The following is a 12,826-nucleotide window of genomic DNA, read 5'->3' as shown; positions in this document are numbered from 1 at the left end:
TACTAAGAAGGGCATCTTAAGATTCTCATGAAAAAGACGCGTTTTTTAACTGTTACTCTGTCTGTTTTGCTGCACGCTGTCATTATTATGGGCTTTATTCATCTGGCTCAAGAAGAAAAAAATCAACAGCATCAAGCGGTAATGGATGCGCCAGTGATGTCGATTGCGTTAACACACGCTATTGAAGAAACTGCGCCAACAGACTCAGATATGACACCCATGGTTGAGCCTGAAGCGGAGATTGTTCCGCCTGTTGTCGTGGAGACGGCACAGGTAGTGCTACCAAAAAAAGAGAAGAAAATTGAGCGACCTAAAAAAAAGGTCAAAGAGCCAAATAAGCGTTTAAGCGAGAAAAAAGAGGTTGAACAGCAAAAAGTATCTACCAATAAAATAACCAAGTCGGCAATAACACCACAGCAGTCACAACAAGGGGAAACGGCGGCATCTTCCCCTTCGATGGGGAAGGTGGGGCAACCTAAAAATGGGATGTCAAACCTAGCAGATACTCAGCAAATCAATGCATACAGGGAAAAATTACGCCAAGAAGTTGAAAGGCATAAACGCTATCCTCGGCGCGCCAAAAGTATGAAGAAACAAGGTGTTGCTCAAGTCCAATTTAGGTTAACGGAGACGGGAGAAATAATGTCAGCGCGTATTGTGAGTAGTTCAGGTAGTGAACTATTGGATAACGCTGCGCTCGCTGCTGTTGAAAAAAGCCAGTCAGTAGGGAAGCCACCTTCCGGCTTTGCTCACATAGTCACCTTTAAAATTGAATTTAAATAGCGATTGTGGGCGGCACACATCATTCAGTTGCCGTAGATATTTTTTCGCCAATAAAGTTAATCGTTGAAATCCCTTTTTCACAGGCTGTTTCTTTCAGTGTAGAAGGGGTTTTTTCTGCTGATTTTTTAAGGTTGTTTAGCTGCTTAACATATTTTTCTGAACCTGCAATTGTCGGGTTCTCTTCTAAATAACCTATCAGTGAATCTATTTGTTGATAGAAATAGTCGCATTGACTTTGATTAGGTTCAATTTTCTTGAAATTTTTTAGCCCTTCGGGAATTAAGTTTGCTGTATTATCTTTAACTAATTCAGCATATTGCCCATTTTTAATTTGTTCGACAGTTGAGTCAATTTTGCTTTTTAAGTTAAAAAACAGAGCTCCCACGACAATAATGGTGATCAGCAATACCACATTTACAAAAAGGCTAATTGGCAACAAATACTTTTTCATAGTAATCCCTTAGATATCAGGTTTGTTGTTGATATATGTATTTTTCCATCAAGCCTAATATAGCACTTAACTTGAATTACAGTAAAATAAAATATGCAAGTAACCTCTAATATTAAAACGGTGATTAAGTGTCTCTAGAACAAAAGTAATTTTTAAGGCAAACAGTATGGTGCTACAGCATAGGATAAATAAACTACCTGTTTATAGGGTACAAAGGAGATTGCATAAAACGCATTGTTTATTTGCATAAAGATCAATGTTCAGTGATCCGCTAGCGAAGTATATTAGGTTTGATATCCTTAGGATATAAAGGAAAAATGCAGTAGCCAGTAAATTATTTCTGTTGGTGAGAAATCATTCAGGCTGATATTCCTTTGAGTTTGTTATTCGCCATATTAACCACGATGGTGAGAGTCTAAATTTCAAACGAATATTATTCGCTTAATTCCCCATTCAGTTTGAATTTAGTTAATGCTTATTAATAATTTTATGATTGCGTTTTTAAAATATGAACTCGCTATATGTTTTATTTTATTTTTATTAATTAGCATTTTAATTTATGGATAAAAACCTATCGACTGCTGGGTTTTTATCAATCATTTTATATTAATCAGTCTAAGGTTATTTTATGAATAAAGTATTATTTTCTATTATAGCAACATTCTTTTTTTGTTCTTCAGCGGTAGCACAATCACAGGCTCACGATAAGGTACGTACGCATGAAAATGCGCTGATTGCTTTAAGTTTTACAGAAAACAGTACCTCTCAAGCTAACCAAATTGCGATGGCTAGGCATGCTGAAAAAGCCAATATTGAAAAGCCAACGATTAATGGCCTATCGAAAACGTTTTCAAATATGGATGCCCATGAAAAAGCCGCGACGGCATTAAGTTTCACAGAAAATAGCCAATCGTATGCTGTACAACGTGTGATTAATCAACATATGGCAAGAAGCCAAACTAAATAAGCTTAATGAAATAGCGCATAGACACTCTATGCGCTATTAAGCATTTAGCAATGTGAATTAAAATAGTTTTTTCTGGGGAGGCCCTGAGAAATTCATTTTACCAATATTTTCCATAAGGACTTCTACAACGACAGGCTGTTTTAATTCGACGGCACGTTGTAACGTAGATTTGAAATCTTCTGCCTTATCAACGGTTAGTGCTTTAATTCCCATTGATTCTGCTAATCGCGTAAATGAAGGAGTGAGTAACTCATTATAATATTGCCGATCAGCGAAATATTTCTCTTGGATCCCGCGCATAACACCATATCCATGGTCATTCATAATAAGAAGCACAATCGGTAGTTGCTCTTGTGCCATGGTAGCAAGCTCCCCAATACCTAGCATTAAACCACCATCGCCAACTAAGCCAATAACGGGAGTCTGAGGATTCGCTTTAGCGCTACCGATAGCCATTGCTAAGCCTAATCCAATCGCACCAGCCAAAGAGTGAATATTGTGTAATGGCTGAGTCGCTTTTAGTAAGCGGCTTCCCCATAAGCTACCTGAAACGGTGATATCTCGCACAAATATACCGTGATCTGGCAGTGCCTGCTCAACCGCATCGCTTAATTGGCTGTATGGTCCACATTGCGCTCTGAGTTGTGCTTCGGCTTGCTGAGTGGCTTCTTGGACTTGTTGTTGCCATTGTGGTGAAATTGTTCGCTTAGCTTGCTCAAGTTTGCTGGCTAATGCGTTCAGAATACTATGGCAATCGGCAGTAACCACCAAATCTGCACGATAGTTTCGATTAGCCGCTAGCGGATCGATATCAATTTGAATTAAAGGTTGTGGCAAGGGTAATGACCACGTTTTGGTTTCATTACTGCGTAAACGAGAGCCAGCGACGAGTGTGATATCGCAAGAACGCATCAATTTATCAATAGCATCTGCGTTATGGAAAGCGCGTAAGCTAAATGGATGTTCGTCAGATAAAATACCTCGCCCATGCGTACTACTGATCACGGCTACCCCCTGATCTGCCAATTTTTTAATCGCATCAGAGGCGTGTAGCGCACCACCACCAATCCATAATAAAGGGCGTTGTGCATGCTGTAATTTTTGCCAAATCGCATCGACTTGATCCGCCGTTGCTTCTGGTAAAGGTTGAACTGTCAGTGGTGCGCTGAGTAGCGATAAGGGAACTTGTGCGCTTTGTATATCAATCGGTATTTCGATAGAGACGGGGCCACAAGGAACGGTTTGTGCAACTTGAATGGCTTTATGTAAGACGGCAACCGCTTGTTCGGCGCTATGGACGCGAAATGCTTGCTTAGAGCTGGCTTTTAAAAAGCCAAGTTGATCGCGCGTTTCGTGAATAAAACCGGCATCCATATCCAGATACGCTTTTTCTACTTGCCCTGTAATATGGATAATTGGCGAGCAAGCATTCATGGCTTCAATCATTGAGCCCACGGCATTACCCGCGCCGGCTCCTGTGCTGGTTAAGGCGACGCCAAGTCCGGTGAAACGACCATGTGCATCAGCCATGGTAACGGCACCCGCCTCCCCACGACTAGGGGTGAAGTCAATCACGCCACGGCGACCAATTGCATCTGCAATCGGCAGGTTGTGGATTGAGATAACGCCATAGACGGTACTGACTTGGTATTGTTCTAATGTTCTGGCGATCGCCTCGCCAACCGTGATTGTCTCATACATAGTGTTCTCCTTTAGAATTCGATAACCAATAATTTGCAACGTGAAGATATTTACGGATGCATGGTCATTTATTCACACCAACGGTTTGGTTGTGGGTTTAGTGCCAGAAAAATACTTTTTTGCTGCATATAAGCTTTGAGGCTTTCAAGGCCTTTTTCTCTACCGAGTCCACTCTCTTTAAACCCACCAAAAGGTGTTGAAATGGAGAAAACTTTGTAGGTATTGATCCAAACAGTACCAACGTCTAAAGCATCTGCTAATTTAAAGGCGCGAGTGTAATCTTGCGTCCAGATCCCCGCAGCAAGGCCATAAATAGAATCATTGGCTTCTTCTATGAGTTGCGCTTCATTATCAAAAGGGATAACGACCAGCACAGGCCCGAAGATCTCTTCTTGGCAGACAGAAGCTTGGTTATTCAGCCCTTCAATAATGGTTGGTAAATAATAATTCCCTGCTTGTAAGTTAGGGTCTTGGGGGATAGCTCCGCCAAGGCGAATTGTGCCACCTTCAGCGATTGCTTGGTTGACGTAGCGAATAACACTTTCTCGGTGTTCGGGGGATATCAAAGGGCCGACATGAACCCGTTCTTGGCGAGGGTCTCCGATAATGAGTTGTTGAGTCAGTGCAGTGAGCTTTTGCATAAAAGGTTCATAAACAGCACGTGAGACGAACAGCCTAGAGCCTGCAATACAAGCTTGCCCCATTGAACTGAAAATACCATAACAAACGCCATGTGCCGCAAGGTTGAGATCCGCATCTTCTAAGACAATAGTAGGAGACTTGCCACCAAGCTCTAGTGACGTTGTGATCAGTTTTTCTGCCGCAATATGTGCGAGTTGTCGGCCTGTATTGGTGCCGCCAGTAAAGGATATTTTTTTCACTAAAGGATGGCGGACAAGTGCATCACCAACGATAGAGCCTTTACCGGGGAGTACGCTGAGTAAGCCACTCGGTAGACCCGCTTGCTCAAATAATTCCGCGAGTTTCAATGAGATAAGCGGGGTCGCCTCGGCGGGTTTTAATATCACAGCATTGCCCGCGGCTAGTGCAGGTGCAATTTTTTGCATATCGCTAGCAATCGGTGAATTCCATGGTGTAATAGCGGCAATAACACCTAGGGGTTGATATGTACTTAATGTCATCATATCGGGCTGGCGACGAGGAGGCAGCTCTCCACCACTGACTTCGCATACGGCGGCAAAATAACGGGCTGTTGCCGCGGCACTCATGACTAGCCCACGAGCTTCTGCCCAAGGTTTACCATTGTCGAGAGTTTGTAAGCGGGTTAGCTCGTCTGCTTGCTCTTCGATTAGCATACTGACGTTGTGTAAAATAGTCGCGCGTTGATGTGGGGGCATATTGCGCCAACTTGGCGCTCGCCATGCACGCTCTGCCGCCTGAACCGCTTCTTCAACATCACTTACACTGGCGCTGTTGAGCGTGGCGACAATGTGTTGGTCACCCGGAAAGCGAGAGCACATTTCATTACCGCGCCCTTGTTGCCATCGTCCACCGACAAATATATCGAGTTTTTTCATGGGAATTCTCCAATCAGATAATGGCATCTTGATCTGCAATGCGACGGCAAATTTCGACGGCACTTAATGCAGATAGCAGGGATGTTTTAGGATTTGAAGGTAATGGGTTACCATTTAATTCGATACAAAAATGGCCAAAATCACCAGTAACCTCAATGCGATGACTATTTTGCTTGGTCGTCGGGTCGACCATAAGTTCGACTTTTGTTTTATCCATACCGATACCGTAGAGGGCAACCGTCGCCGCCACATTGGCATTTGCGGGGAATTTCAGTGCCGCCTCGCGTGCTGTTCCGTGGAAAAAAACCGTTGGCTCTGTAACCGTATCTAGGTCGATGTAATTTTCAGCCGGACCATTGCGCCAGCTGGCAGGACTTTTACGTGATTGGTAGGTCACTTGGCGGATTGCGGCTTCTTTTGCACAACGTAGTCCATCGAGACCAGCAACAGCCCCTGATAATGGGATAAAGATAGCGTGGTGTTGTTGAGCTTTTTGGCTTAGCGTTTGTGCTAATTGCGCATCCGCCAATGCTCCAGTTGAAATCACGGCTAGCGTCCAGCCTTTTTCTAAAACCATGGGGGCATACTGTTTGACAGCATGTTGACTAGCACACTCCAAGACTAAGTCTGGTTTTTGTGAGGCGTGCGTCGGGCAGCTTAGTGGTATCACACGGTTTTGAAAGCGTTGTTTGATATCATTGTGGTGATGTTCGCGGGCCACTATCCAGCCTAGCTCAATCCCAGCAGGAAGCCGTTGGATCACTTCATTCGCCATAGCACCATATCCGATAAGCATCAGTGTTTTCATCATCGTTCCCTTAAATGTGGTGGCAAAAACCGCCGGAGACATCTAACGCCGCACCAGAGGTAAATGAAGCCATTGGTGAAGCTAAAAACACCAATGCTCTAGCAGGCTCTTCTGGTTTCCCTAAGCGTTGCATTGGAATGCCGCGTTTTTTGGCGATCTCACCAATCCAACTGTGCCAATCAAGACTTTTGTCGCTACGCGCCTCAAAGCGGCGACGCCATTGCTCTGACTCCACCATGCCGAGCAAGATAGAATTGACACGAATGCCTTTCGGCAGAAGGGTTTTCGATAGATTAAGAGTGAGATTGAGTAAAGCCGCGCGAGCGGCAGAGGTCGCTACCATATGAGGCTCTGGTTGTCTTGCTAATAGCGAGTTGACACAGGTAATTGACGCGATATCTGACTGTTCTAACAAGGGCATAAATGCATTAACGGGATTGATAACGCCAAACAATTTAAGTTGCGCTTCTTGTAACCAAGCTTCTTCAGGCGTATCAGCGTAGTGAGCCACATATCCTTGACCTGCATTATTAATCAGTAAATCGACTTGCCCAAAATGTGTTTGTACTTGCTGTGCAAATGCCTCAGTTTGCGTTTTATCCAGCACATCGCAACAGACAGCGAGCAACTTAGCGTGTGGATAGGCCGCCTGTAATGCGTGATGTGCCTCGGTCAGTTTATCTTGGTTTCGACCACAAAAGGCGACATGACATCCTTCGGCTAACAGGAGTCGGACTGTGGCTAGGCCAATTCCTGAACTTCCTCCAGTGACGACGGCGACACGATTTTCTAATTGTAAATTCATAGCGCTTTCCTTAATCAAACTTCTACTACGGCATAGGTCGCCAAAAATTGCTTCAGGTAATGATTAAATGGCTGAGATGCATCGAGATAACTTGCATGTCCTGCTCGTTCAATATAGGTAAGGGGGCAACTGTGTTGCTGAGCGAGTATGTGCACTTTTTCAGGCGGCGTAATGGTGTCATCAAGGCCAACAACCATTTGGACGGGGCCTGAATAAAGATTGAGGTAACGGCTAATATCATCGTGAGCCAACATCCATGCTGCGGCTAAGAAACCGCGAGGGTTAAGTTTACGCATGGTTTGCCTTACCCAATCAATCTGTGGTTCACTGGCAGATGGGCTTAGTAGGGCGGCGGCACGATGCTGTGCATAATATTCAATACCTGAATTGAAGACGATTTCTCGTCGTTGTTCATAAACCTGTCTCTGTTCAGTTTTATGTTTAGTTGCGTAGCCTTGCGCCGGATTGGCTAAAAATAAACCTTTTATTTTTTGTGGATATTTTGCAGCGAACGCACAGGCCATGATGGCACCAAGTGAATGACCAACCAATACAACTTGAGGAAGATCTAAGCCATCGATAAAGGCCGCTAATGCTTCCGCATAGTCATTGGCGGTTGGGGTGTCGGTAGTCAGGGCTCGGCTATTGAGGTAGCCTGGTGCATCCCATGCCAGCAAGCGGTATTGCTGGGTCAGTGATGAATCTGTCAGTTGATAAATCCACGATGCCGAGCCTGAGCTAATACCATGAAGTAAGATCACCGTTTCACCGTTCCCGGCTTCACGCCAATTCAAATGATATGAGCCGAATTCAGCGGTTTGGATAGTGGGTAAATGTTCAATAGGCAGTTTCATCACTGAATTCTCCTGTTAACTACGTTTGACTTTTGATAATGGATGATCGTCTGGGTAAGTCGGAATGGCAGGCTTAGGCGTACCGATCATTACGCACATCAACGCTTCTTCTTCACCATGATTAAATAAACCACGGTAAATCCCAGCTGGAACCGAAATTAGGTCACGCTCCTTGAGCACGGTTTCATACTCTTCATCCCCATCTTTAATAAATAAGGTGATGGTTCCTTTGAGCATGAAAAAGACTTCTTCAACATCAGGGTGCAGGTGCAGCGGCCCTTCACATTTTGAGGGCAGTACCATGGTTGAGAAGGTAAAGTTTTCCGCGGGAACGGTATTGGCATCGTTGGCAACCCCTGTCGCCCCCGTACCGATGTAACGCATCTGCGCCCGACGGTATTTAGGGTCAAAATCCGCCTGAAATTTCAATGCATTCCAGTCATATTTGCGGCCTTCAAAACGGGCGATGCGTGATTCAACCCAATCCGCCATCGAGATGCCTTGTGGTTTTATTTGATTCAGTTGTTGTGACATAGTGATATCTCCTGATATTGAGTAGTTAAATCAGTATCTTTTTATAAGGGGGATAAGTAATACGCTGCCGATCAAACCGATAATGACAATAAATAACAGGCCACTATCCATATTGTGGGTGAGGGTGATTAATACCCCCATTAACAACGGTGCGGCGGCACCCGCAAGGTTGCCTAATCCATTGAAAATACCGCCAGCGAGTGCACTGACTTGCTTTTGTGTCGCTTTGGCCAGAAGAGCAAATATATTTGGAGCACCAGCCCCCCACATAAACATGCTAAAGGCCATCATTAAAATAATGCTGTAGGTACTGGTGAGAAATAGCACACCTGAAAGGCCGATTACGGCACCAAGTAATGAGATAAAACAGATTAAGGCACGACGATCATAACGGTCAGAAATCCATGCTCCTATCGCTTCACCAAATAACATGGCGATAAAGGGGAGTGAGGATAAGATCCCCGCGTGCTCTAAATTGATTGATTTGCCTTTGATTAAATAGCTTGGTAACCAGCCGTTCATGCCCCAGAGGTAAACTAAGAAGGCAATATTAAATAAGCAGATAATCCAAAAATGGCTATTGCGTAACAGGGTATTACGTTGAATTTTAGCTTCTGCCATGTCTTTGGTAGAGACTTTGCCATCCACGTTTTGTGTTTGCTTATTGACTAAATTGGGGTGGCGAATGCCGATAACGACTAGCCACCATACGGGTACAGTGAAAGCCGCCATAACGAAAAAGGTGCTTTGCCAGCCAAAATTATTCAGTAAGTACAAGGAAATTGGAAAACCAAGAGCCGCACCAATAGGCGTGCCTAATAACCAAAGCATTGTCGCTCTTGCTTGCATTTTTTGTGGAAAAGTACGGCGCACGATGGCATAGGAAATGGCAAGTAATGGCCCTTCAGCAATACCTAGTAATACTCGAAGAAAAACCATTGTGGCGTAATGGTGAGTAAAACCCATAAAAATCATTAAAATACACCAGCTACTGATCATAAATAGCAGCATTTTGGTGGGGTGAAATTTATCGCCAATCCCACTGAGCAGCATGGATGACACGCCATAGGCAAACAGGAATGCACTCATCAATAGCCCAAGACGTGTGGGATCAAAATCAATTCCTAGAGCTTTTTGGAACTGTTCATCAGAAAATAGGGCGGCAATACTAATTTTGTCGAAAAAGGCTAACAGTACGCAGGAAAATAGTGCGATTGGGATCAACCAGTTCACGCTTTCTTGCGGTGATGCCATTTCATTTTCTTGTGTCACTGAGGGCACGGGTATCGGTTGGTTTGCCATATTATTTCTCCTACCTGCACATTTACTTCAGTGACATCAGTGAAAAATTAGGATCTGCAAGTTCCGATGGGGATAACTTGCGGCTGTTTTGCATCCACCTTTTGCCTAGCTTGATGGAACGAGGGTCATTAAATGCGACCATCTGAACTAATTCGTTGTCATCATTCAGTGAAAAATGCACTTCAGCATTTGGTGTGATGCGTTGAATATGTTGGGTTGCTAGTGGGGTTGGGATCCCTAAAATCTGGATATTGTCTTGATATTGATCTGACCATAGCCATGCAGGGTCATTAAAATCCTCACTGTGGGCATTAAGCATGGCTTTGGCGGTGGTAATGGCTTGGTTTTGTGCATAAGCCCAAGATTGTAAACACAGGGATAATGTGGGATGACAAGCAACATCGCCAGCAGCATAAATATCAGGGTGAGATGTTTGCCCTTGTCCATTGATCACAATACCGTGTGTGACTTCAAGGCCTGCTGTTGCCGCTAGCTCAAGATTTAATTCAACACCGATCCCCATAACAGCAAGATCAAAGGATTGGCTAGGCTGCTTAGCACAACTGATCCGTAAATCATCGTGACTTTCATCGAGCAAAATTTCGCCACAATCGGTTATGATTTCTACTCCCGCTTGCTGGTGGCGTTGCGCGAGTGCGTTTGAAACAGATGCAGGTACACTACGCTGACATAAGCGCTCTTGGCGTTCAAAAACGGTAACGTCAATGCCCATTTGGCGTGCAGAGGCCGCAACTTCTAAGCCAATCCATCCACCGCCAATAATGGCCATTTTTTTAGCGGACAATAGCGCTTCACGTAAACGTTGCCCATCATCCCAAGTACGCAGTGCAAATACGCGAGGATGCGATTGCCAAGCAGAAGAGAGAAAACGAGGCCGGCCTCCCGTTGCAATTAATAATTTATCAAAAGCTAAATGGCGACCATCACTGAGCTGCACCTGCTTTTTGTTGGCATCAATATGGGTCGCACGAACAGGGCGATACCAAGTCAAATTCAGAGAGTCCGTTTCATCTTCACTAAATAGGCGTGATAGAGGGGTGCCCTCCTGTTTCAAAGCTGCCTTTGATAAAGGCGGTCGTTCATAGAAATCATGTGGCTCATCACTAATAACAGATAAAATGCCTTGGTAGCCTTCATCTCGTAATGTTTTTGCGGCCCAGCCACCGGCTTGCCCGCCGCCGATAATGACAATACCGCCATTAATAAGTTGTGTCATGGCATCACTCCTTGTCTTTTTTCACTTGTCGGCGTGTTTCGTGGTCGATACCACCTTCAACCGCCCATTCGGTAAAGGAAACGAGAGAGTGCTCTAGTTCACGGGGTTGCCATTTTTCGGTTAGATAGTCGTCGTTGGTGTAGTACTCAAACGCACCGCCCGTTGGGCTATTGACATACCAGAAGTAGGCAGACGAAATAGGGTGACGACCCGGGCCAATAAAAGTACTCCATTTTTGGCGGTTCATGGCGAGGCCACCGCCAATCACCTCATGAATATCGCGAACCGTAAATGCCACATGATTCAGGCCCCGCCCGCGATGAGGCAGCTTGAGTAGGAATAAATTATGGTGGCAACCATTAATTTGTGTACGTAAAAAAACCGCACGGTCGATATAACGGTCAGACACTTGGAAGCCCAGTTTTTGGCAATAGAATGCTTCTGTGGCCTGTAGGTCATCAACAAAAAAGACCACATGACCAATATTAATGGGGGTTGCTTTGTCATAAACAGGGCTTGGCGCATCAATACGACGAATATCTCCCCACTGGTTGATAGGGGAAATATCGACGGTAACATCTTGTTGTTGGCTAATCGTAAAAGCCACCGTCATACCGTTCGGGTCAAGGCACTGTGCCCCATCAGAGGTGAGTTGAAAGCCTGCGCAATCTTCAATCTGTTTGATGACCTGTTCGAGTGTAACGCGGTCTTTTACGCCCCAAGTGATCCGTCGTAAGGTGGAGCCTGGTTCAAAAGGTGTAGGCAAGCGGGGATCATCAATCGATGAAAGGGCGACGCTTGCACCGGACAGTGTTGTAAAATAAGAAGGGTTATTGGGTGATGTTTGCAGTCCAAAATCCTGCAAGAATTGCTGACAAGCGGCAAGGTTATCAACACCAAACTCTAATTTTTCAATACCAATGACTGACATAATTTGACCCTCTATATAATCGTTTTTTATTGCCGACCTTGTTTTTGGGCAAGCAGAGGCCTGAGGCTTATGGCAATAAACCTAATATTTAGTTTTATTTATGGGTAACGCTATACCGCTTTAGCGGAGGTTATTCCGCCAATAAACTCAGTAAGTTTTTGGGCTGCATCGCTCACTTCATTTTGTAATCGTTGGCGTTCTTGCGCGGGAATGCTATCCATTGGCACCATAATACTGATCGCCGCCTCGACACCGTGGTCTCGGTTGTAAACAGGGTAAACAATGGAAGAGATACCCCGACGGTAAAAAGACTCACCGATAACATAACCCCGCAGCCGGTCTGCTTGGATCATTGTCCAAAATGCCTGTTTACTTCCCGCATCATCAGGTAACTCATCATCAGGATAGAGGGTATCGAACTCCTCTCGACTTAAGCCACTAAGTAACATCCGACCAATTGAGGTGCGGTGAGCTAATAACCGAGTACCAACACTCACGTGGTTAATTTTTGATTCGGCAGCACTAACCCGAGCAATATAAATAATGTCTCGCCCATCGCGTATGACGAGGTGACTATTGCACTGGCTACGGTCGCGTAATTGTTCAATGATCGGTTGGCCTAACTGTGTTAGATCGAGTGAAGCAATGTACCCTAAGCCTAAGCTAAGCACTTTGCGACCGAGTGAAAAAGCCCCTGTCCTTGGGTGTTGTTCGATAAAGTCTAAATGCACCAAAGTTTGTATTGCACGATAGGCCGTCGCTTTCGGCATATCGATTAGACGTAAAATTTCAGCAAAGGTTAGCTCTCGGTGCTGCTGTGCTAGGAGTAACAAAAGCTGCAATCCTTTTTCCAAACCGGGGATCAAATATTTGCATGTTGAACTCAAAGCGTTAACCTCCCCGCATTAAGCGGCG

13 protein-coding genes are annotated in these 12,826 nt (G+C 44.8%); 2 read left to right on the top strand and 11 right to left on the bottom strand.

All coding sequences use genetic code 11. The annotated features are described in order from the left end of the window. Positions 1-27 precede the first annotated feature (27 nt). Positions 28-783, top strand: coding sequence for an energy transducer TonB (locus PSF11_RS04520; protein WP_053110717.1), 756 nt, complete (start codon positions 28-30; stop codon positions 781-783). Positions 784-802: 19 nt separating this feature from the next. Here the strand turns inward: PSF11_RS04520 and PSF11_RS04515 are convergent, their stop codons facing one another. Further along, on the bottom strand, positions 803-1,234 hold the full coding sequence (locus PSF11_RS04515; RefSeq protein ID WP_004918937.1) for a hypothetical protein: 432 nt from the start codon (positions 1,232-1,234) through the stop codon (positions 803-805). A gap of 628 nt (positions 1,235-1,862) precedes the next feature. On the opposite strand from PSF11_RS04515, the gene PSF11_RS04510 reads away from it, so the two are divergent. Then, positions 1,863-2,201, top strand: coding sequence for a hypothetical protein (locus PSF11_RS04510; RefSeq protein WP_036943823.1), 339 nt, complete (start codon positions 1,863-1,865; stop codon positions 2,199-2,201). Positions 2,202-2,258: 57 nt separating this feature from the next. Here PSF11_RS04510 and PSF11_RS04505 read toward each other — a convergent pair whose 3' ends face one another. The 10 genes from PSF11_RS04505 to PSF11_RS04460 all read right to left on the bottom strand — a co-directional run bounded on the left by PSF11_RS04505 (position 2,259) and on the right by PSF11_RS04460 (position 12,798). Next, positions 2,259-3,902, bottom strand: coding sequence for a thiamine pyrophosphate-binding protein (locus tag PSF11_RS04505; RefSeq protein ID WP_036943825.1), 1,644 nt, complete (start codon positions 3,900-3,902; stop codon positions 2,259-2,261). A gap of 68 nt (positions 3,903-3,970) precedes the next feature. After that, positions 3,971-5,440: an aldehyde dehydrogenase gene (locus PSF11_RS04500; RefSeq protein WP_072502200.1), complete on the bottom strand. Its 1,470-nt coding sequence runs from the start codon at positions 5,438-5,440 to the stop codon at positions 3,971-3,973. A 13-nt stretch (positions 5,441-5,453) separates the two neighbouring features. Next, entirely contained in the window at positions 5,454-6,248 is a 795-nt protein-coding gene (locus PSF11_RS04495) for an aspartate dehydrogenase (protein ID WP_014658163.1), read from the bottom strand. 10 nt (positions 6,249-6,258) lie between these two features. Next, the gene (locus PSF11_RS04490) at positions 6,259-7,053 is read right to left on the bottom strand and encodes an SDR family oxidoreductase (RefSeq protein ID WP_014658164.1); all 795 of its coding nucleotides are present in this window, start codon (positions 7,051-7,053) and stop codon (positions 6,259-6,261) included. Between the two features lie 14 nt (positions 7,054-7,067). Continuing rightward, positions 7,068-7,907 (bottom strand): alpha/beta fold hydrolase, encoded by an 840-nt coding sequence (locus tag PSF11_RS04485; protein ID WP_036943831.1) that lies wholly within the window; start codon positions 7,905-7,907, stop codon positions 7,068-7,070. Positions 7,908-7,922: 15 nt separating this feature from the next. Further along, positions 7,923-8,441, bottom strand: a complete 519-nt coding sequence (locus tag PSF11_RS04480) for a cupin domain-containing protein (RefSeq protein WP_004918950.1) — start codon at positions 8,439-8,441, stop codon at positions 7,923-7,925. A 30-nt stretch (positions 8,442-8,471) separates the two neighbouring features. Next, the gene (locus PSF11_RS04475) at positions 8,472-9,695 is read right to left on the bottom strand and encodes an MFS transporter (RefSeq protein ID WP_376739126.1); all 1,224 of its coding nucleotides are present in this window, start codon (positions 9,693-9,695) and stop codon (positions 8,472-8,474) included. A 70-nt stretch (positions 9,696-9,765) separates the two neighbouring features. Continuing rightward, complete coding sequence (locus PSF11_RS04470) at positions 9,766-10,980, bottom strand: NAD(P)/FAD-dependent oxidoreductase (RefSeq protein WP_040133049.1); 1,215 nt, start codon at positions 10,978-10,980, stop codon at positions 9,766-9,768. Between the two features lie 4 nt (positions 10,981-10,984). Next, positions 10,985-11,911, bottom strand: a complete 927-nt coding sequence (locus PSF11_RS04465) for a VOC family protein (RefSeq protein WP_061064129.1) — start codon at positions 11,909-11,911, stop codon at positions 10,985-10,987. A 110-nt stretch (positions 11,912-12,021) separates the two neighbouring features. Continuing rightward, positions 12,022-12,798: an IclR family transcriptional regulator gene (locus tag PSF11_RS04460; RefSeq protein ID WP_036943834.1), complete on the bottom strand. Its 777-nt coding sequence runs from the start codon at positions 12,796-12,798 to the stop codon at positions 12,022-12,024. Positions 12,799-12,826: the final 28 nt, after the last annotated feature.

This window comes from Providencia sp. PROV119 (assembly GCF_028482435.1).
Lineage (GTDB): Bacteria > Pseudomonadota > Gammaproteobacteria > Enterobacterales > Enterobacteriaceae > Providencia > Providencia stuartii.
This window is presented reverse-complemented; position numbering and strand designations above follow the sequence as displayed.

Bases quoted from the DNA above. Each gene is read 5' to 3' on its own strand.
- PSF11_RS04520 (WP_053110717.1), top strand. From the start codon at position 28: ATGAAAAAGACGCGTTTTTTAACTGTTACTCTGTCTGTTTTGCTGCAC.
- PSF11_RS04515 (WP_004918937.1), bottom strand. From the start codon at position 1,234: ATGAAAAAGTATTTGTTGCCAATTAGCCTTTTTGTAAATGTGGTATTG.
- PSF11_RS04510 (WP_036943823.1), top strand. From the start codon at position 1,863: ATGAATAAAGTATTATTTTCTATTATAGCAACATTCTTTTTTTGTTCT.
- PSF11_RS04505 (WP_036943825.1), bottom strand. From the start codon at position 3,902: ATGTATGAGACAATCACGGTTGGCGAGGCGATCGCCAGAACATTAGAA.
- PSF11_RS04500 (WP_072502200.1), bottom strand. From the start codon at position 5,440: ATGAAAAAACTCGATATATTTGTCGGTGGACGATGGCAACAAGGGCGC.
- PSF11_RS04495 (WP_014658163.1), bottom strand. From the start codon at position 6,248: ATGAAAACACTGATGCTTATCGGATATGGTGCTATGGCGAATGAAGTG.
- PSF11_RS04490 (WP_014658164.1), bottom strand. From the start codon at position 7,053: ATGAATTTACAATTAGAAAATCGTGTCGCCGTCGTCACTGGAGGAAGT.
- PSF11_RS04485 (WP_036943831.1), bottom strand. From the start codon at position 7,907: ATGAAACTGCCTATTGAACATTTACCCACTATCCAAACCGCTGAATTC.
- PSF11_RS04480 (WP_004918950.1), bottom strand. From the start codon at position 8,441: ATGTCACAACAACTGAATCAAATAAAACCACAAGGCATCTCGATGGCG.
- PSF11_RS04475 (WP_376739126.1), bottom strand. From the start codon at position 9,695: ATGGCATCACCGCAAGAAAGCGTGAACTGGTTGATCCCAATCGCACTA.
- PSF11_RS04470 (WP_040133049.1), bottom strand. From the start codon at position 10,980: ATGACACAACTTATTAATGGCGGTATTGTCATTATCGGCGGCGGGCAA.
- PSF11_RS04465 (WP_061064129.1), bottom strand. From the start codon at position 11,911: ATGTCAGTCATTGGTATTGAAAAATTAGAGTTTGGTGTTGATAACCTT.